The 25,651-nt window shown below is 73.1% G+C and carries 25 protein-coding genes, 1 pseudogene and 1 riboswitch; of the genes and pseudogenes, 11 read left to right on the top strand and 15 right to left on the bottom strand.

From position 1 onward, the window contains the following. Positions 1–7: 7 nt before the first annotated feature. From AC3IX6_RS26535 to AC3IX6_RS26550, 4 genes are all read right to left on the bottom strand, one after another. Positions 8–1,384: an energy-coupling factor transporter transmembrane component T gene (locus tag AC3IX6_RS26535; protein WP_489365229.1), complete on the bottom strand. Its 1,377-nt coding sequence runs from the start codon at positions 1,382–1,384 to the stop codon at positions 8–10. Then, entirely contained in the window at positions 1,381–2,064 is a 684-nt protein-coding gene (locus AC3IX6_RS26540) for an SCO2322 family protein (RefSeq protein WP_489365231.1), read from the bottom strand. The genes AC3IX6_RS26535 and AC3IX6_RS26540 overlap by 4 nt, the downstream gene beginning before the upstream one ends. Further along, complete coding sequence (locus tag AC3IX6_RS26545; RefSeq protein WP_489365233.1) at positions 2,064–3,320, bottom strand: SCO2321 family membrane protein; 1,257 nt, start codon at positions 3,318–3,320, stop codon at positions 2,064–2,066. Before AC3IX6_RS26545 ends, AC3IX6_RS26540 begins: the two co-directional genes overlap by 1 nt. Before the next feature lie 152 nt (positions 3,321–3,472). Next, positions 3,473–3,542, bottom strand: a riboswitch (cobalamin riboswitch). A gap of 81 nt (positions 3,543–3,623) precedes the next feature. Next, positions 3,624–4,688, bottom strand: coding sequence for a Strvi_7410 family MBL fold metallo-hydrolase (locus AC3IX6_RS26550; RefSeq protein WP_489365235.1), 1,065 nt, complete (start codon positions 4,686–4,688; stop codon positions 3,624–3,626). A gap of 252 nt (positions 4,689–4,940) precedes the next feature. On the opposite strand from AC3IX6_RS26550, the gene AC3IX6_RS26555 reads away from it, so the two are divergent. The 3 genes from AC3IX6_RS26555 to AC3IX6_RS26565 all read left to right on the top strand — a co-directional run bounded on the left by AC3IX6_RS26555 (position 4,941) and on the right by AC3IX6_RS26565 (position 7,549). Further along, on the top strand, positions 4,941–6,419 hold the full coding sequence (locus AC3IX6_RS26555; protein ID WP_489365237.1) for an aldehyde dehydrogenase: 1,479 nt from the start codon (positions 4,941–4,943) through the stop codon (positions 6,417–6,419). Next, complete coding sequence (locus AC3IX6_RS26560; RefSeq protein WP_489365239.1) at positions 6,419–6,652, top strand: ferredoxin; 234 nt, start codon at positions 6,419–6,421, stop codon at positions 6,650–6,652. The genes AC3IX6_RS26555 and AC3IX6_RS26560 overlap by 1 nt, the downstream gene beginning before the upstream one ends. A 351-nt stretch (positions 6,653–7,003) precedes the next feature. Next, on the top strand, positions 7,004–7,549 hold the full coding sequence (locus tag AC3IX6_RS26565) for a hypothetical protein (RefSeq protein ID WP_489365240.1): 546 nt from the start codon (positions 7,004–7,006) through the stop codon (positions 7,547–7,549). 29 nt (positions 7,550–7,578) lie between these two features. On the opposite strand, the gene AC3IX6_RS26570 is transcribed toward AC3IX6_RS26565, so the two are convergent. Beyond that, on the bottom strand, positions 7,579–8,247 hold the full coding sequence (locus AC3IX6_RS26570) for a TetR family transcriptional regulator (RefSeq protein WP_489365242.1): 669 nt from the start codon (positions 8,245–8,247) through the stop codon (positions 7,579–7,581). A gap of 259 nt (positions 8,248–8,506) precedes the next feature. On the opposite strand from AC3IX6_RS26570, the gene AC3IX6_RS26575 reads away from it, so the two are divergent. The 3 genes from AC3IX6_RS26575 to AC3IX6_RS26585 all read left to right on the top strand — a co-directional run bounded on the left by AC3IX6_RS26575 (position 8,507) and on the right by AC3IX6_RS26585 (position 11,776). Then, positions 8,507–9,847, top strand: a complete 1,341-nt coding sequence (locus AC3IX6_RS26575) for a glycosyltransferase family 4 protein (protein WP_489365244.1) — start codon at positions 8,507–8,509, stop codon at positions 9,845–9,847. 61 nt (positions 9,848–9,908) lie between these two features. Further along, entirely contained in the window at positions 9,909–10,691 is a 783-nt protein-coding gene (locus tag AC3IX6_RS26580; RefSeq protein WP_489365246.1) for a class I SAM-dependent methyltransferase, read from the top strand. Beyond that, positions 10,688–11,776, top strand: coding sequence for a prenyltransferase/squalene oxidase repeat-containing protein (locus AC3IX6_RS26585; RefSeq protein WP_489365248.1), 1,089 nt, complete (start codon positions 10,688–10,690; stop codon positions 11,774–11,776). Before AC3IX6_RS26580 ends, AC3IX6_RS26585 begins: the two co-directional genes overlap by 4 nt. A gap of 62 nt (positions 11,777–11,838) precedes the next feature. On the opposite strand, the gene AC3IX6_RS26590 is transcribed toward AC3IX6_RS26585, so the two are convergent. The 4 genes from AC3IX6_RS26590 to AC3IX6_RS26605 form a co-directional block, all read right to left on the bottom strand. Beyond that, positions 11,839–13,524: a hypothetical protein gene (locus tag AC3IX6_RS26590; RefSeq protein WP_489365250.1), complete on the bottom strand. Its 1,686-nt coding sequence runs from the start codon at positions 13,522–13,524 to the stop codon at positions 11,839–11,841. A 74-nt stretch (positions 13,525–13,598) separates the two neighbouring features. Beyond that, positions 13,599–14,933, bottom strand: coding sequence for a hypothetical protein (locus AC3IX6_RS26595; RefSeq protein ID WP_489365252.1), 1,335 nt, complete (start codon positions 14,931–14,933; stop codon positions 13,599–13,601). A 152-nt stretch (positions 14,934–15,085) separates the two neighbouring features. After that, a complete protein-coding gene (locus AC3IX6_RS26600; RefSeq protein ID WP_489365254.1) occupies positions 15,086–15,283 on the bottom strand; it encodes a hypothetical protein in 198 nt (65 codons plus the stop codon). Between the two features lie 224 nt (positions 15,284–15,507). After that, entirely contained in the window at positions 15,508–15,810 is a 303-nt protein-coding gene (locus tag AC3IX6_RS26605) for a hypothetical protein (protein WP_489365256.1), read from the bottom strand. A 260-nt stretch (positions 15,811–16,070) separates the two neighbouring features. On the opposite strand from AC3IX6_RS26605, the gene AC3IX6_RS26610 reads away from it, so the two are divergent. After that, the gene (locus AC3IX6_RS26610) at positions 16,071–16,568 is read left to right on the top strand and encodes a hypothetical protein (protein WP_489371568.1); all 498 of its coding nucleotides are present in this window, start codon (positions 16,071–16,073) and stop codon (positions 16,566–16,568) included. A gap of 89 nt (positions 16,569–16,657) precedes the next feature. Further along, the gene (locus AC3IX6_RS26615) at positions 16,658–17,122 is read left to right on the top strand and encodes a hypothetical protein (protein ID WP_489365258.1); all 465 of its coding nucleotides are present in this window, start codon (positions 16,658–16,660) and stop codon (positions 17,120–17,122) included. Here the strand turns inward: AC3IX6_RS26615 and AC3IX6_RS26620 are convergent. Further along, a complete protein-coding gene (locus AC3IX6_RS26620; RefSeq protein WP_489365260.1) occupies positions 17,119–18,069 on the bottom strand; it encodes an AraC family transcriptional regulator in 951 nt (316 codons plus the stop codon). The two genes, AC3IX6_RS26615 and AC3IX6_RS26620, sit on opposite strands and share 4 nt — an antisense overlap. A 111-nt stretch (positions 18,070–18,180) precedes the next feature. Here AC3IX6_RS26620 and AC3IX6_RS26625 point away from each other — a divergent pair. Further along, positions 18,181–18,357 (top strand): annotated as a pseudogene (locus AC3IX6_RS26625) (NADP-dependent oxidoreductase); the annotation flags it as partial. 355 nt (positions 18,358–18,712) lie between these two features. Continuing rightward, the gene (locus AC3IX6_RS26630) at positions 18,713–19,072 is read left to right on the top strand and encodes a zinc-binding dehydrogenase (RefSeq protein ID WP_489365262.1); all 360 of its coding nucleotides are present in this window, start codon (positions 18,713–18,715) and stop codon (positions 19,070–19,072) included. A 23-nt stretch (positions 19,073–19,095) separates the two neighbouring features. Here the strand turns inward: AC3IX6_RS26630 and AC3IX6_RS26635 are convergent, their stop codons facing one another. The 4 genes from AC3IX6_RS26635 to AC3IX6_RS26650 all read right to left on the bottom strand — a co-directional run bounded on the left by AC3IX6_RS26635 (position 19,096) and on the right by AC3IX6_RS26650 (position 22,924). Further along, complete coding sequence (locus tag AC3IX6_RS26635; protein ID WP_489365264.1) at positions 19,096–20,106, bottom strand: LLM class F420-dependent oxidoreductase; 1,011 nt, start codon at positions 20,104–20,106, stop codon at positions 19,096–19,098. Positions 20,107–20,209: 103 nt separating this feature from the next. Then, a complete protein-coding gene (locus AC3IX6_RS26640; protein ID WP_489365266.1) occupies positions 20,210–21,022 on the bottom strand; it encodes a hypothetical protein in 813 nt (270 codons plus the stop codon). Between the two features lie 148 nt (positions 21,023–21,170). Continuing rightward, positions 21,171–22,166 carry an N-acetylmuramoyl-L-alanine amidase gene (locus AC3IX6_RS26645; RefSeq protein WP_489365268.1) on the bottom strand — a complete coding sequence of 332 codons (996 nt, stop codon included), beginning with the start codon at positions 22,164–22,166 and terminating at the stop codon, positions 21,171–21,173. Positions 22,167–22,282: 116 nt separating this feature from the next. Next, on the bottom strand, positions 22,283–22,924 hold the full coding sequence (locus AC3IX6_RS26650; RefSeq protein ID WP_489365270.1) for a class I SAM-dependent methyltransferase: 642 nt from the start codon (positions 22,922–22,924) through the stop codon (positions 22,283–22,285). Positions 22,925–23,146: 222 nt separating this feature from the next. Between AC3IX6_RS26650 and AC3IX6_RS26655 the strand changes: the two genes are divergently transcribed. Then, on the top strand, positions 23,147–23,779 hold the full coding sequence (locus tag AC3IX6_RS26655) for a hypothetical protein (protein WP_489365272.1): 633 nt from the start codon (positions 23,147–23,149) through the stop codon (positions 23,777–23,779). 14 nt (positions 23,780–23,793) lie between these two features. Here AC3IX6_RS26655 and AC3IX6_RS26660 read toward each other — a convergent pair whose 3' ends face one another. Further along, on the bottom strand, positions 23,794–25,644 hold the full coding sequence (locus tag AC3IX6_RS26660; protein ID WP_489365273.1) for a serine/threonine-protein kinase: 1,851 nt from the start codon (positions 25,642–25,644) through the stop codon (positions 23,794–23,796). Positions 25,645–25,651: the final 7 nt, after the last annotated feature.

Below are 25,651 nucleotides of genomic sequence, written 5' to 3' on the forward strand. Positions count from 1 at the left end.
GGGGGTCTTACGTCTCCTTCAGGGGAGAGGGGAGTGCCGGGGGGAGCGGGGCCACCAGCGCCGGGAGGAGGCCGATCAGGATCGCCGCCGCCGGCCAGAGCGGGAGGGTCGGGACGACGAGCGGGACGACGCCGGGGCGCAGGGCCTCCGGATCCACGGTCGCGGCCCGGATCAGCAGCGCCGCGACCGCCGCGCCCGAACCGGCGACCAGCCAGGCCCGTACGCCCCACCGGTCCGGCCGGTACCGGGTCCGGATCGACCGGCGGCCGCCCAGGCGCAGCCCGGCCAGGGCCAGGGCGAGGGAGAAGAGGAGGAGGACCAGGCCGTACTCGGCGCCCTCCGCCGCCAGCAGCCCGTACGTACCCGCGCAGATGCCGAGCAGCCCGCCGAGGGTGAGCACGTTGGTGGTGTGGCGGACGGCGGCGGGAACGCGAGCGGTGCGGCCGTAGCCGCGGGCGTCCATCGAGGCGGCGATGGCGACGGAGCGTTCGAGCGCGCCCTCCAGGACCGGCAGGCCGATCTGGAGGACGGCCCGGACCCCGCCCGTGGGGCGGCCGCGCAGACGGCGGGCCGTACGGAGGCGGACCACGTCCGCGACCATGTTCGGCGCGAAGGTCATCGCGACGACCACGGCGACGCCGACCTCGTACAGGGCCGCGGGCAGCGACTTCAGCAGCCGCGCCGGGTTCGCGAGGGCATTGGCGGCGCCGACGCAGATGAGGAGCGTGGCCAGCTTCGCGCCCTCGTAGAAGGCGAAGACGAGCTGCTCGGCGGTGACCCGGCCACCGAACCGGATGCCCTGCACCCAGGCCGGGAGCGGGATCTCGGGGAGGGTGAAGAGGAGGTGCGTGCCGGGGATGGGGGAGCCGAGGAGCACGGAGAAGAGGAGGCGCAGGCCGATGACGAAGAGGCCGAGCTTGACGAACGCCGCGTAGGACCGCGCCCAGGGCGCGTCGGTCCGGCGGGCCGCGACCACGTACCCGGTGACGCCGATGATCAGGCCGAGGAGGAGGGGATTGGTGGTGCGCGAGGCGGCGGTGGCGAGCCCGAGGGCCCACAGCCACCAGGCACCCGCGTGCAGGGCGTTGCCACGCGTGGCCTCGGGGGCCTGCCAGATTTGTTTGTACGTCGGCACGCGCGGGCTGCCGGTTGCCCCGGCGGGGGCGTTCGGGTCGGGCGGGGTGGGGACGTCACCTGCCGGGCCGTGGGGGGTGCGCCCGGCCTGCGGCCGGGCGGGGTTCCCACCCGCACCACCCGCACCACCCCCACCACCCGCACCACCCGCACCACCCGTGCGGGTCGACGGGCGGGTGCGGGTGGCCCTGGTGGGTGGCTGAGCGCCGTCGGCGACCGTCCCGCCGTCCTGCGTGGGACCGTCCGTCATCGGGTGCGTCGGCGGCGGGACTGCCAGAAGGCGGCCGCCCCCAGGGCTGCCACCGCCGCGATGCCGGCGAAGAGGCCCGCCGACGGGCCGCCGTCCTCGGAGTCGGTGGCCGGCTCGGCCGCGGCGGTGGCCGTGGCGGTGTCCGCGACGGGTTCGCCGCAGCCCTGCTTCGGGTAGCCCGAGACCGCGCACAGCAGCGCCGCGCTGTTGTAGCGCAGCGGCTTGGCCACCTCCGCCAGTGCCTCGGCCGTCGTGGCGTCCGGGCCGACCTGCGCGCACGCCGTGCGCGGAGCATCTTGCGGCGGGGTCTCGCCCGCCTGGGCCTCGGCGGGCGTGCCGAAGTCGATGACCAGCGCGATCCGCTTCTTGCCCGTCACCGGCGCGGTGGCCGAGCAGATGGCCGCGAAGTCCGGAGCCGTACGCGGCGGGGCGGCCTGATCGGCCGCGTCCTTGCTCACCACGAAGTGGAAGCCCTGCACGGAGCCGTCCGCCGGACGCGCCGACGAGGGGCCCTGGGTGGCGTACGCCCAGCTGCCGCCGGCCCCGTCCCAGAACGACCAGTAGCGGTAGGTCGAGGCCAGGGCGGGGGACGCGGCGAGCAGGGTCAGGAGGATGCCGGCGATGCCGGCGGCGAGGACCGGCCGGGCGGTCGGACCGGTGGTCGGACGGGGGCGCCGCATCAGAGCTGGTTCTTCTTCCGGCGGCCGCTCAGCACGATGCCGATGCCCATGCCGGCCGCCGCGCCCGCGAGGATCATCCACCAGACGTTGCTGCCGGAGTCCTTCTTCTCGTCCTTCTTCTCCGCCGGCTGCTCCGAGGCCTTCGCGGACGCGCTCTGCGGCGCCGGGCCGGTCGCGTTCAGCGCCGCGACCAGGTCGGTGGTGCCGAAGGCCTTCGGGTCGGTGCCCGTCGCGTGCGCGGCCAGGATCAGGGTGGCGAGGCCGGCCGGGTTGCCCTTGGACCACTCGGCGGAGTTGGACTTCAGCCACTCCAGGGCGCCGGCCGCGGACTGCTTGTGTCCGGCCGCGGCCAGGGCGATCACCGCGTCGGCGGTGTTGCCGGTGTCCGCGGTCGGCTGGTCGGCGCCCGGGGTGAGGGCGGTGAGGTGGCCGTCCTTCTTCAGGGCCTCGGCCAGGTACCCGGCGCCGCCCTGGGCCGCCGCCACCGGGTCACCGGCGGTCGCCGGGCAGGTGAGCGCGGCCGCGGGGGTGTCCGTGGGAGAGGGCGAGGGGGAGACGAGCGCGCCCTTGCCGAGGCCGGCCAGTACGGCGGCGGCCGTCGCGTCGGCGTTGGCGGGGAGCTTGCCGTCGGCCGTCGGCTGGTAGGCGAAGGCACCCCGGTCGGCGGCCGGCTCGGCCGAGCAGCCGAGCTGGAAGGCGAGCAGCCCCTCGTAAGCGGACTTGCCGGCCTTGGACTTGATCTCGGCCGGCTTCTCGCCCGCCGCCGCCAGCGCGCTGATCACCAGGGAGGTGGAGCTGGCCTCGGTCGGGGAGCCGGGGACGTAGGCCCAGCCGCCGTCGTCGTTCTGGACGGACTTCAGCCAGTCCACGCCCTTCTTCACCGCGGTGTCCTGGCCGCCGAGCGTCTTCAGCGCCTGCACGGCCATGGCGGTGGCGTTCGTGTCGAGCATCGTCTTCGCGTCGCACGCGGCTGCCGTGTCCGCGCGGAAGGAGGCGAAGGAGCCGTCGGCGCACTGCTGGCCGACGAGCCAGTCCACGGCCGCCCGCGCGGGCTTCTCGCCGACCGTGTGCTGGGCGAGCAGCGCGAACGACTGCCGCCACACCCCGTCGTACGTCGGGTCGTTCTTGCCGAAGAGCCCGGAGGGGATCACGGGCGCCGGGGACGGCGTGGCGACATCGGCGAGGGCCGCGGGGGCCGCGCCCACGCAGAGCACGGCGGAGACGGCGAGCGTGGCGGCGCTGCGGCGGACGTTCATGGCGGGGCGGGTGCCTCTCGTGCTGGGGAACCGGGAGGCAGGCAGCACAGCGGTGGAGGCTGGTACCGGGCTCCGGCTCCGTTTACCTCGACGGTGCCGGCCGCCGGAGGACCCGGCGGCACGAGCCGCGCACCTCCGGTACGGGGCAATCCGGCTCCCCGCCCCCGATGCTGCCGGGGCGGGTCACGGTTGCGGGTCAGCGCCGGATTCGCACCGGCTTCCCCCCGTACGGAAGTGTGGACGACGCCCATACTCTACCGGCCCGTAGCTCCGGTGCCGGGTGGCGCCGCCCACCCGCACCCCTTACACGGCGCGGTACGTCACGGGGTCGCTGCCCGCCACCGCCTCCGCGCGGCCCTGCTTCACCAGACGTCGCAGGTGGGCTTCCGCTTCGGAGACGGCGATGTTGCGGGAGCCGTACGGGATCTGCTCCCAGGGCCGGTTCCACTCCATCCGCTCCGCCAGCGCCCACGGGGTCAGCGGCTCGGCGGCGAGCAGTGCGCGCAGCCCGGTCAGCCGTTCCTCGTGGTGGTCCAGGAGTTCCCGTACGCGGGCCGGGGCGTCGGTGAAGGCGTGCTGGTGGGCCGGGAGCACCTCGGCCGGCTGGAGGCGGCCGATGCGTTCGAGGGAGTCGAGGTAGTCGCCGAGGGGATCGGCGACGCCCTCGGAGGAGGGGTCCTCGTAGAGGCCGATGTGCGGGGAGATGCCGGGCAGCAGGTGGTCCCCGGAGAAGAGGCGGCCGTTGCCGGGCAGGTTCCCCGGATGCTTCTCCTCCAGGTGGAGGCAGACGTGGCCGGGGGTGTGCCCGGGGGTCCAGACGGCCCGCAGCCGGCGGCCGGCCAGCGGCAGCAGCTCGGCGGGCACGATCTCCCGGTCGGGGACGGCGGCGTGCAGCCCGGGCAGGGTGCGCATGCGGCCGCTCGCGCGGGCGGCGCGCAACGGGGCGATGTGCTCCTCGGGGGCTCCGGCGGTGGCCAGCTTCTCGCTCATGTAGTCGAACCAGACGCCGGGTTCGGAGGCCCGGGTCCGTACGACGACCTCGGTGTCGGCGGCGTGCATGGCGATCCAGGCGCCGGAGGCCTCGCGGACCTGGCCGGACAGGCCGTGGTGGTCGGGGTGGTGGTGGGTGATGACCACGCCGTGCACGTCGGCGATGGCGATGGAGAGGGCGCCGAGGCCGGCGACGAGGGTGTCCCAGGACTCGGGGTCGTCCCAGCCGGTGTCGATGAGGACCGGGCCGCGGTCGGTGTCGAGGACGTGGACGAGGGTGTGGCCGAGCGGGTTGTCGGGGATGGGGACCTTGATGCCCCACACGCCGCCGCCGTGATCGGTGACGTGAGGTGCCGCGCCGGGGGTGTCCTCTGCCATGAGGGGCTCCGCTCTAACGAGAACAGGTCTAACGGACCAACGGGAACAGGTCTGCGAACCAACGGGAACAGGTCGAACGAGAACGTGTTGCAATAGTCGCCCAAGTCGACCACTTTCGCGGCCTCCTGACTAGTCGTTGGATCTTCGGGGTGCCGGGTGAACCGATGTGCGGGCGGTTCGGTCAGCTCCGTGGACTCCTAGAACTAGAACTGGTATCAGTTCTGCAACGCCAAGCCGCAGGAGGCATCAGCCATGACCGAGCTCGTGGAACACGGAAAACTGTTCATCGGCGGTGAGTGGACGGATCCGCTGGGCTCCGACACGATCAAGGTCGTCTCGCCCCACACCGGGCAGGTCATCGGCAGCGTCCCGCACGCCTCGAAGGCGGACGTCGACCGGGCCGTCGCCGTGGCCCGCAAGGCCTTCGACGAGGGCCCCTGGCCGCGCACCACGCTCGAGGAGCGGATCGCGGTGGTGACCAGGATCAAGGACGCCATAGCCGTCCGCCACGAGGAGATCGCCCGCTCGATCAGCTCCCAGAACGGGTCCCCGTACTCCTGGAGCATCCTCGCCCAGGCCCTCGGCCCGATGATGGTCTACGACGCCGCGATCACCGTGGCGCGCGACTACCCGTACGAGGAGTTCCGCCAGGGCGTCCTCGGCCCGATCCTCGTCCGGCGCGAGGCCGTCGGCGTGGTCGCCGCCGTCATCCCCTGGAACGTCCCGCAGTTCGTGGCCGCCGCCAAGCTGGCGCCCGCCCTGCTCACCGGCTGCACGGTGATCCTCAAGCCGTCCCCGGAGGCGGTCCTCGACTCCTACATCCTCGCCGACATCGCCCGCGAGGCCGGGCTGCCCGAGGGCGTGCTGTCGATCCTGCCCGCCGACCGCGAGGTAAGCGAGTACCTCGTCGGCCACCCGGACGTGGACAAGGTCGCCTTCACCGGCTCCGTCCCCGCCGGCCGGCGGGTCATGGAGGTAGCCTCGAAGAACCTCACCCGAGTGACCCTCGAACTCGGCGGCAAGTCCGCGGCCGTCATCCTCCCCGACGCCGACCTCGACACCGCCATCGCCGGCATCGTCCCCGCGGCCTGGATGAACAACGGCCAGGCCTGCGTGGCCCAGACCCGCGTCCTGGCCCCGCGCAGCCGCTACGAGGAGATCGCCGAAGCGCTCGCCGCCGCGGCCTCGGCGCTGGTCGTCGGCGACCCGATGGACCCGGCCACGCAGCTCGGCCCGCTGGTGGCCCGGCGGCAGCAGCAGCGCTCGCTCGACTACATCCGGATCGGCCAGGAAGAGGGCGCCAAGGTCCTGTCCGGCGGCGGGCGTCCGGCCGGCTCGGACCTGGACCAGGGCTGGTACGTGGAGCCGACCCTCTTCGGAGACGTCGACAACTCGATGCGGATCGCCCGCGAGGAGATCTTCGGCCCGGTCGTCTGCCTGATCCCGTACGGGGACGAGGCGGAGGCCGTACGGGTCGCCAACGACTCGGAGTTCGGGCTCAGCGGCAGCGTCTGGACCGGCGACGTGGAACACGGCATCGACTTCGCACGGCAGGTGCGGACCGGCACCTTCAACGTGAACACCTTCAGCCTGGACATGCTCGGGCCGTTCGGCGGCTACAAGAACAGCGGCGTCGGGCGGGAGTTCGGCCCGGAGGGGCTGAGCGAGTACCTGGAGCACAAGATGATCCACCTCCCGGCAGGGTACGTACCCCCCGCGGCCGGTGCGTGATGGGTGACCGCTGGCACGTCGAGGTGGACCGCGGGGTCTGCATCGGCTCGGGGATGTGCGTGAACCACGCCCCGGAGGGCTTCGCCCTCGACACGGCGCGGCAGTCGCATCCGCGCGCGGCGGAGACGGACGCGAGCGAGCCGGTGCTCGCGGCGGCGGAGGGCTGCCCGGTCGAGGCGATCGCGATCACCCTGCTGGGCAGCGGCGAGGCGGTGTTCCCTCCGGAGGAGTGAGGGGGCCGCCGGGGGGCCGGGGCCGGGGGACGGGGAGGTGTTCCCGGGCCCGGCCCGATGCGGCGCCCTGGCAGGCGGCAGTCCTCGGGCCCCGGGCCCGTTGGGGTAGCCCCCGTCGCGTTTCGCGTAGCGGAACGTGTGAGACTCCTGCGATCGCCGCCGGGCCGAACCTGGCCCCGCGGCTTCGCAAGGGGTGGGATGAGCATGAGCGAGAACAACGGGACACCTGTGCCCGAAGCGTCCGAAGCGTCCGCAGCGGCGACAGTGTCCGAAGCGGCTGAAGCGGCTGAAGCGGCTGAAGCGGCTGAAGCGGCTGAAGCGGCTGAAGCGGCCGGACCGGACGCAGAACGCGTGGAGTCCGGCGGCTCCGGCAAGAGCGGCACGGCCAAGCGGCTCAAGGTGCTGGCCGTGGTGGCCGCCGGGGTGGGGGTCCTGGTCGCCGGAGGCATGCTGGCCCCGGAGGAATCCCGGGCGACCGTGCAGGCCAACTGGGCCGAGGTGCCCAGATCCGCGCAGCAGCCCGTGTACGCCGGGCCGGAGCCGACGCGGGCGATGGTGCGGGAAGACTTCGACGTCGTGACCGCCGACGCGGGGGTCGGGCCGGACGAGGGCGGGGGCAATCCGAAGCGCGAGGCCTGGGCCGACTGCGCCGCCGACTACGCAAGCTTCGAGCCCGTGGGCGACGACCAGCTGACCGGGCTCGTGAACGGACTGGTGGCCCGCGGCTGGACGATCCGCTCCCGCATGACCGAACCGGTGCTCGCCTACTCCCTGGAGAAGGGCAGCTGGAGCCTCGACGCCTACGCCAAGACGCCCGTCGGGAGGGCCTACTTCAGCTTGCTCGCCCTGAAGGAGAGTCCGGAGTGCGAGGAGCGGTTCGCGGAGTCGGAGGGATAGCCGGAGCGCGCGCCCCCGCTACGGCGGGATCAGGACTTTTTCGGGGGCGTCGCGGGCGCCGCCGCCGGGGGCTCCGGGGCCGTGAGGTCGATCAGGCGGCAGACCGTTTCGATGTCGATCTTGACCTGGGCGATCGAGGCGCGGCCCGACAGCCAGGTGATCAGTGCCGAGTGCCAGGTGTGCTCGATGACCCGGACCGCCGACAGCTGTTCCGCCGTCGGCGGGGCGTCCAGGCCCATCGCGTCCAGGATGATCGCCGTCGTGAGGCGGGACACCGTGTCCACCTCCGGGCTCACGCTGCGGTCCGCGAAGGTGAGGGCGCGGACCATCGCGTCCGCCAGGTGCGGCTCCCGCTGGAGCGCGCGGAAGGCGCGCATCAGGGTCTCCGCGACGCGGGCCGCGGGATCGTCCCCGGCCGGCGGGCGCTTGCGCAGCGTTCCGTGCATGTGCTGGAGCTGGTCCTGCATGGTCGCGACCAGCAGGTGCACCTTGGAGGGGAAGTACCGGTAGAGGGTGCCCAGGGCCACGCTGGAGGACTCCGCCACCTCCCGCATCTGCACCGCGTCGAAGCCGCCCCGGCTGGCCAGCTGGGCGCTGGCGTGCAGGATCCGCCTGCGGCGTGCCTCCTGGCGCTCCGTCAGGGGCGGAGACGCCGGTGTGGTGACGGCTGGGGTCACGGCCTTCGCTTCCGCTGTCATCTGTCCCGTTCCGGTTCCGAGGCGTTCCAGTTCCAAGGCGTTCATGTCTGTGCCGGGGCGGCCGCGGGAGCTGCCCCGGGCCGTCGCGCGCCCAGCATGGCAGGCGCCCGATCCGTGGCGCGAATCACCTGCCACCCCTCTTACGGTGTGGTTTCCGGCCGGTAGATTCAATGCTCTTCAACGGATCAAGTCTGAAACTTGTTCTACATTATCCGAGCGGTTACGCTCCGGCGAAAGTGCAGGGAGAAGGGGGCCGAGAGTGACCGCAGAGGCCATGGTGACGAGCCCTCTCACGGGTCCGGCCGCCGACGACAGCCGCCCGTTGCGGATCGCACTCCTCACCTATAAGGGGAACCCGTTCTGCGGTGGCCAGGGCGTCTACGTCCGCCACCTCGCGCGCGAGCTCGTGAAGCTGGGCCACTCCGTCGAGGTCATCGGCGCGCAGCCCTACCCGGTGCTCGACACCGACGCCCTCACCGGCGCCGGCGCCACGCTCACCGAACTGCCCAGCCTGGACCTGTACCGCAGCCCCGACCCGTTCCGCACCCCCAAGCGCGACGAGTACCGCGACTGGATCGACGCCGTCGAGGTCGCGACCATGTGGACCGGCGGATTCCCCGAGCCGCTGACCTTCTCGCTCCGTGCTCGCCGTCATCTCGCGGCCCGGGCGGGCGAGTTCGACGTGATCCACGACAACCAGACCCTCGGCTATGGGCTGTTGGCCGACCTCGGCGCCCCGCTGGTCACCACCATCCACCACCCCATCACCGTCGACCGCAAGCTGGACCTGGCCGCCGCGAAGGACCGCAGGAAGCGGGCCTCCGTGCGGCGCTGGTACGGGTTCACGCGCATGCAGGGCCGCGTCGCCCGGCGGCTCGCCTCCGTGCTCACCGTCTCCGGCTCCTCCAAGAAGGAGATCGCCGAGCACCTCGGCGTCCGGGACGAGCGCATCCACGTCGTCCACATCGGCGCCGACACCGACCTCTGGTCGCCCGACGCCTCCGTGGCCGAGGTGCCCGGGCGGATCGTGACCACGTCGAGCGCCGACGTCCCGCTCAAGGGGCTCGTGCACCTCGTCGAGGCGCTCGCGAAGCTCCGTACCGAACAGCCCGACGCCCACCTCGTCGTCGTCGGCAAGCGCGCCGAACAGGGCCCGGTGGCCCGGGCGATCGAGACGTACGGACTCCAGGACGCCGTCCGCTTCGTCAAGGGCATCACCGACACCGAGCTCGTCGACCTCGTCCGCAGCGCCCAGATCGCCTGCGTGCCCTCCCTGTACGAGGGCTTCTCGCTCCCGGCCGCCGAGGCCATGGCCACCGGCACCCCGCTGGTCGCCACCACCGGCGGCGCGATTCCCGAGGTCACCGGACCCGACGGCGAGACCTGTCTCGCCGTGCCGCCCGGCGACGCGGGCGCGCTGGCCGCCGCGCTGGGCCGGCTGCTGGGCGACCCCGAACTGCGCACCCGGCTCGGCGCCGCCGGCCGCGAGCGGGTGCTGTCCCGCTTCACCTGGGCCAAGGCCGCCGAGGGCACCGTCGTCCACTACCGCGCCGCCATCGAGCGGGCGGCGGCGGGCACGAAGGCCGCAACGACCCGGTGACCTCCACCTTCCGTCCGATGCAGTTCCCCTCCCCACCCCGCGACCGCGAAGGCAGGACCACGTGCTGACCGTCGATTTCTCCCGGTTCCCGCTCGCCGCAGGCGACCGCGTACTCGATCTGGGCTGCGGCGCAGGCCGGCACGCCTTCGAGTGCTACCGGCGCGGCGCCCAGGTGGTCGCCCTCGACCGCAACGGCGAGGAGATCCGCGAGGTCGCCAAGTGGTTCGCCGCGATGAAGGAGGCCGGCGAGGCCCCGGCCGGCGCCACCGCCACCGCGATGGAGGGCGACGCCCTCGCGCTGCCCTTCCCCGACGAGTCCTTCGACGTCGTCATCATCTCCGAGGTGATGGAGCACATCCCCGACGACAAGGGCGTCCTCGCCGAGATGGTCCGCGTCCTGAAGCCCGGCGGACGCATCGCCATCACCGTGCCGCGCTACGGCCCCGAGAAGATCTGCTGGGCGCTGTCCGACGCCTACCACGAGGTCGAGGGCGGCCACATCCGCATCTACAAGGCGGAGGAGCTGCTCGGCAAGATGGAGTCCGCGGGCCTCAAGCCGTACGGCACCCACCACGCGCACGGCCTGCACTCGCCGTACTGGTGGCTCAAGTGCGCCTTCGGCGTCGACAACGACAAGGCGCTGCCCGTCAAGGCGTACCACAAGCTCCTGGTCTGGGACATCATGAAGAAGCCCGCGCTCACCCGGCTCGCGGAGCAGGCCCTGAACCCGGTCATCGGCAAGAGCTTCGTCGCCTACGCCACCAAGCCGCACCTCCCCGTGAGCGCGGCCGGTGCGGTGGCCGAAGCCGGTGCGGTGGCCGAGGCCGTGGGCGCCGCGCAGTGAGCTCTCCCGGGCGCACCGCACCCGAACATCTGGTCCTGGACGGCGTACTGACGGCCGATCAGGCCGCCGCCACCGTCGCCGGGATCCTCGCCGCGCAGCGCGCCGACGGGGCCATACCCTGGTTCCGCGGGCACCACCTCGACCCGTGGGACCACACCGAGGCCGCGATGGCCCTCGACGCGGCCGGCGAGCACGAGGCCGCCGAGCGGGCCTACGACTGGCTGGTGCGCCACCAGAACGACGACGGCTCCTGGTACGCGGCCTACGCCGACCGCGAGGACGGGGTCGACACCCGCGAGCCGCAGGACGCGAGCCGCGAGACCAACTTCGTCGCGTACCTCGCCGTCGGCGTCTGGCACCACCACCTGTCCACCGGCGACGAGGCCTTCCTCGACCGGATGTGGCCCGCCGTGTACGCGGCCGTCGAGTTCGTGCTGCGGCTCCAGCAGCCGGGCGGCGAGATCGGCTGGAAGCGCGAACCCTCCGGAGAGGCCGTCGCGGACGCCCTGCTCACCGGGTCCTCCTCCATCCACCAGGCGCTGCGCTGCGCGCTGGCCATCGCCGAGTACCGGGGCGATCCGCAGCCGGACTGGGAACTGGCCGCGGGAGCCCTCGGGCACGCGATACGCCGGCACCCGGAGCGGTTCCTCGACAAGTCCCGCTACTCCATGGACTGGTACTACCCGGTCCTCGGCGGGGCGCTGACCGGAGCCGAGGCGAAGGCCCGGATCGAGGAGCGGTGGGAGGAGTTCGTCGTCCCGGACCTCGGCGTACGGTGCGTGCTGCCGAACCCGTGGGTGACCGGCGGGGAGTCCTGCGAACTGGCACTCGCGCTGTGGGCGACGGGGGAGTCGGACCGGGCCCTGGAGATCCTGCGCTCGATCGGCCACCTGCGGGCCGACAACGGCATGTACTGGACCGGGTACGTCTTCGACGACCGGACGGTCTGGCCCGTGGAGCAGACCACCTGGACGGCGGGCTCGCTGCTCCTCGCGGTGGCCGCCCTGGGCGGCGACGAGGCCACGGGCGCGGTCTTCGGCGGCCTGTCGCTGCCGTCCGGCCTGGAACCGGACTGCTGCGGCTGAGGGTTGACGGTTGACGGTTGACGGGGGGAGCGGGCGCGGCCCGCTCCCCCCGTCCGTGCTGTCTACACCACGTCGACGTGGTCCTCGCGTCCGATGGCGATGTAGTACGGCTGGGCGGCGTCGAGATAGCGGATCTGCCAGGCGCCGTCACTGCGGGCGGTGACCTTGGTGCTGAACGACCCGTTGGCGGCGGTCGTCGCGGCGCCCTGGTAGGTCCAGGCGGAACCGGCCGCACTGGCCTTGAAGTAGACCCGGACCTGCTGGCCCGCGAGGGGCAGCCAGGCGGTACCGGACTTCGCCTGGAGGTATCCGCTGGCCGTGATCCGGGTGCCGGCGGGGACCTGCTCGGGAGCCAGGTTGTCGCGGACGATCTGGGTCGTCCTGCGGGTGAGCCGGACCGTCGGGGCGGCGGGGCCGATGTCGGCGGTACCGGCGTAGCGCAGGCGGACGTAGTGGCCGTCCTGCTCGGCCGTGTGCTTCACCTGCTGGCTGAACGCCGTCCCGAAGGCGGTGGTGAAGGACTTCACCGTCTTCCACCCCGTCTTCCCGTCCGCGGAGATCTGCACGTCGACCGTGGCCTGGGCCCCTGCGGGTGCGGATCCCTGCTGGACGGCCAACTGGCCGCCGACGGTGATCGTCCGGTTCTTGTCCGAGGTCACGCTCAGCGGAGAGAAGGTGGTGGTGTGCGTGGCGTCCACGGCCAGGCGGGCGAAGGCGTCGCCGCTGAACCATCCGCCGTTGTCGTACGCGCTCAGCGACATGCGTGCGAATCCGTCCCGCGTGACGGGGTAGGACAGGTCGGCGACCCCGTTGGCGTCGGTGCCGTCGTAGGCCGAGCCGCAACTGGTCGTGCACCCCTCGTTGGACAGGTACACCCCCACGTTCGCAAGCGGTCGGGCGGTGCCGTCGGCGGCGGTCCAGGTCAGGACCCCCTGCACGGGCACCTTGCTGCCGTAGCGCCCGGTGATCCCTCCGACGGGCTGCCGGACGGTGACCTTGACGGGCGTCGCACGCACCTGGAGGGCCAGGTTGCGCTGTGCCGAGTAGTTGGCACCGCCCGAACTCGTGTTGAAGCGGGCTTCGAGGGCGGGGCTCGTTTCGCGGCCCTCGAACTTGAAGAGAGCCGCGAAGCGGCCCGCACCGTCGGTGGTCAGCTTCTGCGGCTCGTAGCTGCCCCCGCCGGACTGGCGGACCAGGTCCACCGGGGCGTCCGCCAGCGGCTTCACCTCGTGGGTGCGGGGGTGCTCGGCCACCAGCGTGCCGGTGACCTTCCCGCTGCGCCGCTCGTAGGAGAGCACCGGGACGCTGGAGGTCAGGACCGTGAACCGGGGCTTGTCCGCGTAGGCGAAGGAGTGTCCGGCATAGCGGTGCTCCGTCTCGTCCTCGCGCCCCTTGTGGACGACGACGTCGAGGTCGTACATGCCCATGTCGTCGAGGCTGAACGGGGCGGACTGGGTCCACACGGATGCGCAGCTGTCCTCCTCGTTGCCCGAGCACTTCCAGTCGCCGAACCCGCCGACCTCGGCCACGGCCTTCTCGCCGTCCTTGGGTCGGATCCGGACCGCCGTGTCCCCTTCGGGTGCCTGGTCGGCACTGAGATGAACGCGGAACTCGTCGCCGGACCGGACCACCGCGGCCCGGGGCAGGGAGTCGGTGTCGTCGGCCTGCGCCACCGACCCGAACCCGAGGCCGGAGGCGGCCGTGGTGACGGCCAGGGCGATGCCGAGCGAGGACATCATCTTGTTCAACTGTCCCCCAGGAGACGGCTTGTGCGTGCGCTGACGGTCCGGGGCGGGCGGTGCCGCCTGCGACGGCCCGGGCATCAGGGGTTCACCACGGTGAAGTTGGGGCTGGTGACGGGCTCGAGTCCCTTGGCGCCCTCGAAGTGGATGCGCCAGGTGCCGCCCGTGGGGAAGGTGCCCGGGTCCAGCGTGCGGAAAATCAGCCCGGTGCGCCGGAGGTGGGTGCTCCGGTACGTCTTCCAGCCCGTCTTGCCGTCGGCCGAGTGCTGGATGCGGTACACGTCTTGCACGTCGTTCGTGCCGTATCCGAGCCGGGTGCTGCCCTGGACGGTCAGACGGCCCGCCGAATCCTTGGTCGCCTTCAGGCCCCAGATGGCCACGGTCCGGTCGACCTTCACGGTGACGGGGGTCCGGGTGACACCGTCGAGCAGCGCTCCGGGATGGTGGGTCACCGCCAGCACGGTGTCACCGTGCAGGGTGTACCGGTCCCAGATGAATGTGCGTCCCGAATCCCCCGGTTGGATTCGTCCGCAATTCTCCCCGACGTTGTCCTTGTCCTCGCAGGTTTCCCCCTCGTGCACGAGGAACGCGCCCGGGAGAGGGTGCAGTGCTCCGTCCCCGCCCCGGTAGAAGACCTTGCCCGAGATGCGGAAGCGGCTTCCGTATCCCGGCGACACCGAGGACGGGGTGTCCAGGGTGATGACGACCTTGCGCTTTTCGACGGGAAGTTCGTCTGTGACCGGGGCGGCGCCGTTGGCCTCCGCCTTCACGGCCATGCTGGTGCTCCGCGCGGTGTAGGTGAAGGAGGTGGAGAAGGTGCCGTCGCTCCCGGCGACTGCCGCCTGCCATATCCGCTGGCCGGGGCCGTCGAACGTGAGTGATGCCTGGCGGCCCTTGAGCGGGGTCTCGGCGCGGGTCCGCGGATCGCGCAGGACCAGCTTGCCGGTGACGGTCGCCGTCGGCTTCTCCAGGGAGACCGGCGCGGTCGCGGGGTTCAGGGTGACCACGGGGTGCGGCAGGTAGCGCAGCTCGCCGTTGTCCGCGCAGAGGACGGCCTTGCCCGCGGCGTCGGTGTACCGGACGTCGAGGGCGTAGCGGCCGAGCGCCGCGAGTGCGGGCAGCGCGGCGGAGCGGTGGCGCACGCCGAAGTCCGGTCGTGCCGCGGACTCGAAGCCCCCCGCGGTGGCCAGCACCTGCGTGGTGCCCGGCGTGCGGACGTCGACCCGGAGGTCCTTCAGGGTGCCGAATGCGTCGACCTGTACCCGGGCCGCGTCCGCGAGATCGGTCACGGCCACCACGTCACAGGCGTTGGTGACCGAGGCGGCGAGGCTGCCCGGTGCGGCGGCGACCATCGTCGCGGCGATACCGAAAGCGGCAACGAGAGCCGTTGCCGTACGAGTTGTCCTGACGGACATCGGTGGATGTCCTCCCGTCTCATGATGATCCGAGGAGCGGGGACGGGGCGGCCCGTCCGGCGTCCTGTTCTGTCTCTGCTCGTGCGGGGCGGGCATGGCGGGACCCCCGTACCGGCCTCGCCCGCCCCGCAGCAGTCGGTGCGTGGAACGGGTCAGCGGATGGGGGCGTAGTCCTCGCGGTGGTGCGCCCGTCCCCCGGGGGAGAGGGCGAACCGGAAGACGTCGCGGGGCTCACCCGGGGCCGCCGTCACCTCGTGGGGTGCGGCGGTGGCAGGGGCGGCGGGTGCCGCCGGCAGGTGGGGAACGGAGTGGGCGGGCAAGGCCGCCTCCGTCGCCGTGTTCTTCTTCAACAGAGCCCCCCCGGGCGAGGTCCAACTGATCAACTCTCGCCCGTACGACCCACGACCGGCACGGATGGTTGCCCTCGGATGCCGGAATTTCGAAAAGAAGTGCACGGCCGCTGAAGACATGACGACATGCCGTCGCTCGCCCTCCGGCCGACGGGAGGGCGAGCGGGCGAGCGGGAGGGCGAGCGGGAGGGCGACGCGCGGGAGCGGCCGGCGGGCCCGGCGCTCTAGCGGCGGTAGAGCCGGCCCGCGACGGCGTGGCCGATGACGAGGTAGGCGACGGCCGCGATGCCGTAGCCGACCACCACCTGGACCCAGTCGCGGTGGAAGGTGAAGAGGTCGTACGACCAGCCGGCCAGCCAGCTCGCCGCGTCGTGGATGAAGTCGACCAGTGCGTTCCCCTGGTTGGCGTCCAGCAGGTACAGCAGGATCCACAGGCCGATGACGAAGGCCATGACGTCCGCCACGATCGCGACGGCGCGGCCCGCCTGGCTGCTTCCTCTGGTGTGTGCTCGCGTGTGTGTGGGCATGCCGCGCTTCTGGCCGCTCCCGGGCCGGGTAAACCCGAACGGGTCCCCCGGGTGGCGGAGCCGGATGCCCGGAGTGAGGCTGCGGGGGACGCCTCAGTCCCCGGAGGAAACCCGTGTCCCTACCCACCACAGCCGTCCGCTTCCGCCGTGCCCTCACGGCGGTGCTCCTGTCCTGTGCCCTGCTCGGCGGCGCCACCGCCTGCGGCTCGGGCGGTGGCGACAAAGCCGCCGCCGGTCAGGCCGACGAGGTTTCGGTGGCCATGGCCGCGTTCGCCGAGGCCGACGCGGCGGCCTCGGCCGAGGACGCGGAAGCGGCCGCCGCCACGCCCTCGCCGAGCAGCCCGGAAGAGAAGCAGAAGTTCGCCAAGACCCGCTTCGTCGCCAACGCGGGGCTCGCGGCCGGCGCCACCTACCAGTGGATCGTCAAGCCGTACAAGGCCGGCAAGTTCAAGAAGGGCGCCAAGGGCCGCACCTTCGCCCTGGTCAAGGCCGGCCTCGCGGGTGCCTTCGCCTACAACCGGCTGAAGGCGGCCAGTGAGAACGCCAAGGGCGACCCGCTGCTGTCGAAGGCCGTGGGCCCGCTGACGGCGGGCATCGACTCCCTCAAGGGGCTCGGCTCCAAGCTGCGCAAGGGCCAGGCCGGCGACGCCGACATCGGTGCCTTCGAGAACGTCATCAACAGCGTCAAGGAGGCCGGCAAGAGCGCGGGCGCCACGGTGACCGACAAGATCCCGAGCGCGGGCCAGCTGACCGGCTGAGGCAGCGCCTCCTCATCCTTGCGCAACAGGCCGGACCGGAGCATTCCGGTCCGGCCCGTTGCGCGTGTTCCACCTGTTTGAATGGGTGGGTGATCGAGTACGTGTTCCTCGCCGGAGCCGCCGCCGGAACCGGCTGGCTGATGCGCCGCAAGCACCTCCGGCGCCAGGCCGTCGCGCCCGTGCCCGGGATCCCGTGCATGGCACGGCGCCCCGCGGGCACCGGCCGCTGGCGCAGCGGCCGGGTGTACGCCGACCAGGGCGCGGCCCGCTGGGTGCCCGGCCGGGGCGAGCCCGTGGCCCTGACGGACGGCCGGGCCACCGGTGTACGGGCGCCTTCCGTGAAGGAGGGCATCTCCATCAACCCCGGCTCGCGGATCGTGACCGTCGAGTTCGAGGGCCCCGTCAACGGAGGTGACGGAGGCCGCGCCGGCATGGAGATCGCCGTGATGCCGCTGGACCTGCGCGAACTGCTGGCCGCGGTGGAGCAGGCGGACGGTGAGACGGCGGAGACGGACGGGACGGCAGAGACCGGCGGGACGGCGGAGCCGATCTAGCTCGTCTCTTCGTCATGGCGTCCGCCGCGGAAGCGCCCGGGCGGGATCCCGTAGGTCCGTTTGAAGGCGTGGGCGAAGGCGTACTCCGAGGTGTAGCCGGAGCGGGCCGCCAGAACCGACAGGGGCGTGTCGGTGGTGCGCAGCAGGCGCGCGGCCGTGGTCATGCGCCACCACGTCAGGTAGGCGAGCGGCGGCTGTCCGACGCGTTCGTGGAACCGGCGGGCGAACGCGGCCCGCGACAGCCCGGCCCGTGCCCCCAGGGTTGCGACCGTCCAGGGGCGGTCCGGTTCGGCGTGGACGGCCGCCAGCGCGGCGCCGATGGCGGGGTCGGCGAGCGCCGCCGCCCAGCCCGTCCGTCCGGCCTCCCCGGCCTCCCCGCCCGGCCCGGAGATCCCGCCCACGTGCGCCCGCAGCACGTACAGCAGCAGCACGTCCAGCAGGGCCGGGAGCAGCGTGTCCGTCCCCAGCCCGGGCTCCTCGGCCTCCCGGGCCAGCAGGGCCACCGCCTCGGCCGCGCCGGGCTGCCCGCCCGGCAGGTGGAGCACCTCGGGGAGTTCGCGCAGCAGCGGATGCGTGAACTCCTCCTCGATCCGGTACCCGCCGCACAGGGTGACGGTGACCGGCCCGCCGCCCGGCACCCCGACGGTGTCCCGGACGAGCAGGGCGGGTGTGCGGTCGGGGTCCCAGCGGGGTTCGGCCGGCTCCGCCGACGGTTCGCCGAGCAGCGTGTACCCGTGGCCGTGCGGCAGGAACAGCACGTCCCCGGGGTTCAGACGGACCGGCTCCGAGGCGGTCTCCAGCAGGCAGCTCCCGCTGAGCACCACCTGGAAGCCCGCACACCCGGGGACCGCGGGGAACCGCTGGCCCCAGGGCGCGTGCCACTGCACGAGCGCCGACGTGGGCCTGCCCGTACGCATGAGCGCGATGACATCGCTGAGTACGTCCACGCCCGGCAGCTTAGACGGACGCGCAGGAAACACGGATCCTCACGCATGGATCGTCTTCTTGCCGGCTCATAGCGTGGGGGCATGAACGCAGAACGACAGCCCGCCGCCACGATGTTCGCGGCCCGCATCCACGCTTACGGCGGCCCTGCCGTCATCCGCCACGAGGAGGTACCGGTCCCCGTCCCGGCTACCGGCGAGCTCCTGGTGGAGGTGGCGGCCACCTCCTTCAACCCGTCCGAACTCGCCCTGCGCGCCGGGTTGCTGCGGCAGGTCCTGCCCTTGGACCTGCCGTACGTCCCGGGCTGGGACCTGGCGGGCACGGTCGTCGCCACCGGGGAGAGGGTGATCGGCCGGCTGGACGCGGGCGGAGCCGCCGCCCCGTACGTGTCCGTCGCCCCCGGACTCCTCGTCCCCGCCCCCCGTTCGGTCCCCCTCACGGCCGCGGCGGCGATCCCGGTGGCCGGGCTGACGGCCTGGCAGGCGCTGTTCGAGGCGGCGGGGATCGGCCGGGGGAGCCGGATCCTGATCAACGGGGCCGGTGGCGGTGTGGGCGGCTTCGCCGTGCAGCTCGCGCGCTGGGCCGGGGCCGCCGTCGTGGCGACCGCGAGCCCGCGCAGCGCGCCGGCGGTACGGGGCCCAGCGGGTGATCGACCACACGGCCGGTCCGCTGCACGCGGCCCTGGAGGGCGAACCCCTCGACGCCGTGCTCAACCTGGCCCCGCTCACCCCGGAGGCCGCCGCCGCCCTGCCGGCCCTCCTCGGGCCGGGCGGCGTGGCGGTCTCCGTCGCGACCCCGATCCCCGGCGGCATCCACCTGGTGGCCCGCCAGGACGCCGGGCAGCTCTCGCGCCTGGTCGCGCTGGTCGACGCGGGCGACCTGGAGGTCGGCCCCGCCGCGGTCCGTCCGCTGGCCGACCTGGCCGACGTACACGCGGAAGCGGAAGCGGGGGCCCTCGTCCGGGGAAAGACGATCCTGGTTCCGCACGCCGCGAGCCCGGCCTGATCGGCAGGATCAGAAAGAGACGGCTAGCTGTTCAGCTCCGCCAGGACCCGCAGGGTGTGCGGGTCGGGGGCGGTCAGGAGGAGGTCGGTCACCGGGCCCTTGCGCCACAGTTCCAGGCGCTCGGCGATCCGCTCCCGCGGTCCGACCAGGGAGATCTCGTCCGCGAAGGCGTCCGGGACGGCCATGACGGCCTCTTCCTTGCGCCCGGCCAGGAACAGCTCCTGGATCCGGTGCGCCTCCTCCTCGTAGCCCATCCGGCCCATGAGGTCGGCGTGGAAGTTGCGTGCCGCGTGGCCCATGCCGCCGATGTAGAAGCCCAGCATCGCCTTCACCGGGAGGAGTCCTTCCGAGACGTCGTCGCAGACCTTCGCGCGGGCCATCGGGGCGATCATGAACCCCTCGGGGAGCTCGGACAGCGAGGCCTGGTAGACGTCCGTGCGGGTCGGCGACCAGTAGAGGGGGAGCCAGCCGTCCGCGATGCGGGTGGTCTGGGCGATGTTCTTGGGGCCCTCCGCGCCGAGCAGGACCGGCAGGTCGGCCCGCAGCGGGTGGGTGATGGGCTTGAGCGGCTTGCCGATGCCCGTGCCGTCCGCACCCCGGTACGGGTGGCTGTGGAAGCGGCCGTCCAGCGCGACCGGGGCCTCGCGGCGCAGCACTTGGCGGATGACGTCCACGTACTCCCGGGTCGCCGTCAGGGGGCTGGAGGGGAAGGGGCGCCCGTACCAGCCTTCGACCACCTGCGGGCCGGACAGGCCGAGGCCGAGCATCATCCGGCCACCGGACAGGTGGTCCAGGGTCAGGGCCTGCATGGCGGTGGCGGTCGGGGTGCGGGCGGCCATCTGCGCGATGGCGGTGCCCAGGCGGATGCGCGAGGTGTGCGCGGCGATCCAGGTGAGCGGGGTGAAGGCGTCCGAGCCCCAGGCCTCGGCGGTCCAGACGGAGTCGTAGCCGAGGTTCTCGGCTTCGGCGGCGAGGTCGAGGTGGTCCGGATTGGGGCCGCGGCCCCAGTAGCCGAGTGCGAGTCCGAGGCGCATGTGACGGTCCCCTCCACGAATCTGACGATGCGTCAGGTGACTGTAGGGCAACGGCCCCCCACCCGGAAGGGTGGGGGGCCGTTGGGCGTGGGCGTGCCCGGGATCAGCCGCGCTGGATGCCCGAGGTGTCGTTCAGGACGCCGCGGCGGCCGTCCTGGGTCTGGGCGATCAGGGTGGCCGGACCGCGCTGCTCCACGGCCAGGTACCAGGTGCCGGGCGCGAGCTCCGCGATCGGGGCGGGGCTGCCGTCCTCGGCGAAGAGCGGACGGGCCACCGGAACGGCGAACCAGAACGGCGTGAAGTCCGCCGCCGGGGCCGGGGGAGGGGTCTGGTCCTGCGGAGCCTGGGGCTGCTCCTGGCCGCCGCCGTAGGGCGGGACCGGCTGCGGGGCGGCCCCGTACGGCTGCGGCTCCTGGCCGCCCGGGTACCCGTACCCGGCGCCCGGCTGCTGCTGGCCGTACGGCGGTACGGCGGTGGTGGCGGGCTTCGGGTCCGGCACGAGCTGCGCGGCGAGCGCGGGGACCTTCGAGCCGAAGAGGGTGACGCCGGCCAGCGCCGCGGTGGCGAGGAAGGCGATGACGGCGCCCGCGCCGAGGTCGGCCCCGGTCGGGCAGGTGATCAGGCCCCAGAGCGCGGACCAGGCGGCCGCGACGGACAGGACCGTGCCCCAGGCCTGGAAGGGCAGGCCCAGGAGCTGGCGCCCGGCGGGCTGCAGGCGGGCGGCGACGAGCAGGCCGACGGCGATGAACGCGAGCAGGAAGATGCTCGGCAGCGCCAGGCGGTACACGTCGGTGTCCCATGCGCTCGGTGCGTCGACGCCGGGCGCGGAATAGAAATCGAGGAACGAGGCGATGAACAGCAGCGCCGCTGCTCCGATCACCACGCCGTCGCCTCGAGTGAGGGATCGGATGTTCACGTCTCAGGTGTCCTTCTCGGTCTCGTCGTCTCGTGGTGCCGTGGGCGCCCGCCGTGACGCAGGGGGCGGGCGGCACCATGGTACGGAGCTTCGCCGCGGCCGAGAGGATCGGGGCTGCGGGCCGTCCGGAGGGACGGTCCTGGTGGCCCTACCCGCCGAGGAAGCCGACGATGCCGTCCGCGATGCCCTGGGCCGCTTTCTGGCGCCACTCCGGACTCGACATCTGTGCCGCGTCCTTGGCATCACGCATGTTGCCGCATTCGATGAACACCTTGGGGCGGGTCGAGAGGTTCAGTCCGCCCAGATCGTCGCGGACGACCAATCCGGTACCGCCGCCGAGGTAGTTGGCGGGGGCGGAACCGGTGGTCCGGGCGAAGTTCCCGGCGATCCGCTCGCCGAGCTGCCGGGACGGTTCGATGATCTTCGCGGTGTCGGCGCCGCCGCCCTTGACCTTGGCGGGGAGGATGACGTGGAAACCGCGGCTGCCGGCCGAGACCCCGTCCGCGTGGACGGAGACCACGGCGTCGGCCGCGGCCTCGTTGCCGATCCGGGCGCGCTCGTCGATGCAGGGGCCGAAGGGGCGTTCCTTGCCGGCCTCGTGGGTGAAGACCACCTTGAGGCCCTTGGCCTCCAGGACGGTGTGCAGGCGCCGGGACACGTCCATGCTGAACTCGGCTTCCATGTAGCCGGAGTTGGTGGTCGTGCCGGTGGTGTCGCACTCCTTGCGGTTGGTGCCGATGTCCACCTGGCGGTTGATCTCGGTGGTGTGCTTGAAGTTGCCCGTGTTGTGGCCGGGGTCGATGACGACGGTACGGCCGGCGAGGCCCTTCGCCGCGGCGGGGCCGGTCCCTCCGGGGGTCGCGCCGGGGGCCGGGGTCGCGGCCTGACTCCCCGACGGCGTCGCGGCAGGTGCCGCGGAAGGCAGCGCCGCCGACGCCGAGAGCGGCATCACGATCCGGGGCGGCCGCGAGTCGTCGCTCGCGCCCCCGCCCAGCACCTCGGTGAGGACCCACCCGGCCAGGCAGGCCGGGGCGATCGCGGCCGCCGCGACGACCAGGGTCGACCGGCGGGCGTACCAGGGCCGGTCCGGGCTGATGGAGCTCGCGGACTCGGGGAGCGGTGGGGAGCTTTCGTCGTAGCGCACCCGGCGATGCTAGACCGGAGGTCGGTCGGGTGTACGGACCGTGGGCCATCCGGGGGCGCGGTGAGGTTATATGCCGGGTTCCGCCCCGGGGCGGAACCCGGGGCGGGCCCCGAAGGTCAGATGCCCTCGCCCGTGCGTCGGAGTACGCGCAGGGAGTTCGTCGCCGAGAGCTCCTCGAAGGCGCCCGAGGCCAGGGCGCGTACGTAGATGCGGTACGGGGCCTGGCCGCCGTCGGCCGGGTCGGGGAACACGTCGTGGATCACCAGCGTGCCGCCCTCGGCGACGTGCGGGGCCCAGCCCTCGTAGTCGCCGGTGGCGTGCTCGTCGGTGTGGCCGCCGTCGATGAAGACCAGGCCGAGCTTGCCGCCCCAGGCCGCGGCGACCTGCGGGGAGCGGCCGACGATCGCGATGACGTGGTCCTCCAGGCCGGCCTTGTGCAGGGTCCGGCGGAAGGTGGGCAGGGTGTCCATCAGGCCGATCTCCGGGTCCACGACGCTCGGGTCGTGGTACTCCCAACCGGGCTGCTGCTCCTCGCTGCCCCGGTGGTGGTCCACGGTGAGCGCGCTCACCCCCGCCTCGCGGGCGGCGTCGGCGAGCAGGATCGTGGAGCGCCCGCAGTAGGTCCCGACCTCCAGCAGCGGCAGCCCGAGCCGCGCCGCGGCGGCGGCCGCTGCGTACAGCGCGAGCCCTTCCCCCACGGGCATGAACCCCTTGGCGGCCTCGAAGGCGGCGAGGGTCTCCGGCTTGGGGCTGGCCATGGTGTTCCTCCTGCGGGGTGAGCGGCGTACGGCGTACGTCGGCGTACATCGGCGTACGTCGGCGGCCCATGCTGCCTTACCCGCTGGTAGGACGCCATGCCCGGGTCCGGGCGGCCGTGCCGGGGGCGGGTGTAGGTGTGCGGCGATGACATGATTGGCTGTCGATGCGGCTCGTCGACAGTTTTACTTGTCGGTCGGGCTCTCGGCGGGTAGACATGTCCCATGGATGATTCGACATCGATCCCGATCCCGATCCCCGACCGGAACGACGAGGACTTCTGGGCCGCCGTCATGACCCTGGTGGAGCCCGCCTGGAGCGAGCCCGCCGAGGACGAGGCGTTCGCCATGGACGACCAGGTGCTCGACGCGGTCCGCCCGCTGGCCCGGCGGATCTCGACGCGCGCGCAGGCCTACCGCGCCGCGGGCAAGCCCTTCGACGACGCCCTCATGGCCGCGCCCGACGTACAACTGGCCCTGCTGCGGGCGCTGTACGAAGCCAAGCGGTCCGTCGACCGGATGGCCGAGAGCGCCGCGACCGTCGCGGGCCGCAGCGGAGCCAGCTACGCGCAGCTCGGCGCCGCCTGGGGCGGCATCAAGCGCCAGTCCGCCCGCCTCAAGTGGCCCCACGCGGTGGCGAAGCGCTCCGCCAGCGAGTCCATCCCGCTGCGCTACGCGGGCGGCACCGCCGTCATCCACCACGACCCGGACGCCGACGCCTGGTGGTACACCGCGGCCGCCGCGGACGGGAGGGAAGAGGAATCGGAGGCGGTGCACCCCACGTACGCGGAGGCCATCGCCCGGGCGACCGAGTTCCTCCTGGACCGCGCCGACCCCACCGGGCCGGCGGCTTCCTGACGCCCTGCCCGTGGTCAGCGGCCGAAGAGGCGGGAGAGCGGGCCGGTCCCCGGGCCGGCGCCGCGGCGGCGTTCCCGTAGGGCGCGGCGCAGGTCCGCGCGGGTGTCCGTGACCTCCTGGGTCAGCCAGTCGCCGCTGCCGAAGACGAACGGGAGTCGGTGCATCAGCGGGCCGATGAGGTCCAGGGCGCGCTCGGGGTCACCCGCTTCGCCGATGCTGCGGATCACGCGGTGCGCCACTTCCGGGTCGCCGCGTTCCACGAGCTCCTCCAGGTCCGGGAACAGTCGCAGGTACAGCGGTGCGGCCGCCGCGAAATCACCGACCAGCCACGCGTCGTGCGCCAGCCGGCGCCGTACGTCGAGGAGGACCGGCCCGTCGGCGGGCAGGGCCCGCTCCAGCCCGGGCAGCAGTGGCCCCAGCAGGGCGCGTTCGCTCTCGGCCCGCTCGGGCGTGCGGGCGTCCCACTGGCCGTCGCGGTCGCGGGCGCCCCGCTGCGTCGCCGAGGCCAGGTAGTACCGGGCGGTCATGGTCACCTCGTCGTGGGGGCCCAACACCCGGGCCGCCTGCTCGATGATCTCGCGCAGTTCGCCCTCGTGGAGGTGGCCGTCGCCCGGCCCGTGGGCCGCGGCTTCGCCGACGTTCGCGACGCGCGCGGTGATCGTGTCGGGGTGTTCCAGGCCCAGGACCCGAACCATGCGGGGCAGAAGCCGCTCGAGATCGACGCCGGACTGCCCGCGTACGCGCACGGCCCGGTGGTACGCGGCCCGTACCGTCAGCGGGTCGTTCGCGCCGAGCTCCTCTGCCGAGTCGGCGGCCAGCATGCCCAGCCGTTCCACGAGGTCGGCCGGCCCGTCCGCCAGGAGCCGCTCCAGGCGCCGCCGCAACAGGGCCCGGACGGGATCTTCGGCGGGCTCCGCCGCACGGACGTGGACGGTCGGGGAGTAGGAAGGCACCGGGGGCGCGGAGGCGGGGACGGATTCCGGTCCGGGTGAGGGGGCGGGGCTCGGCGCGGATGCCCGCGCGGATGCCGGCGCACCCCCGGCCGGCTCTGCCAGTCGGCGTGCCACCTCGTGTGCGTCGGCGGGACGCTCGTCCGGGTCCTTGGCGAGCAGGTCGAGCACGAGTTCGTCGAGGCCGGGGGGCAGTCCCGGCCGGAGCGAGCCGGGGGAGGGCGGCGCGGCCGTCAGGTGTTGGGCGAGGAGCTCGTGCATCTCGCGCGCGGGGAAGGGGCGTTCACCGGTGAGCAGCTCCATCAGGACGCAGCCCAGGGCGTACAGGTCGCTGCGTCCGTCCACGGGGACCCCGTTCGCGCCACCCGTCCAGCGCTCCGGGGCCATGTAGGGGAACGAGCCGATGACCATGCCCGTGCCCGTCAGCTCCGTACCGGGCCCGCCCCGGGCCTTGGCGATGCCGAAGTCGAGGACCTTCGCCACCCCGTTCCCGACCACCATCACATTGGCCGGCTTGATGTCCCGGTGGATGATCCCGGCGTCGTGCGCGGCCCCGAGGGCTTCCGCGATCTGCCGCGCCCAGTTCAGGGCGTCGGCGAGGGGCGGCACCCCGTCGTCCAGGATCTCGGCGAGGCTCCGTCCCCGGAGCAGCTCCATGACCAGGAACACCGTGTCGCGTCCCGCGCGTTCGGTGTGGCCGAAGTCGTGGATGGTGGCGATGTGGGGATGGGCGAGGCTCCCCGCGAGGCTGGCCTCCCGCTCGAACCTGCGGGTGTCCTCGTACGTCAGCGGGTGCCCGATCTTGACGGCGACCCGACGGCCCACCCGGCGGTCCGTGGCCCGCCACACCTCGCCGAACCCGCCCCGGCCGAGCAGCTCCTCCAACTCGTACCGGTCTTCGATCAGTTCCCGCACCCGCTCG

The organism is Streptomyces sp. GL_141 (genome assembly GCF_057834385.1).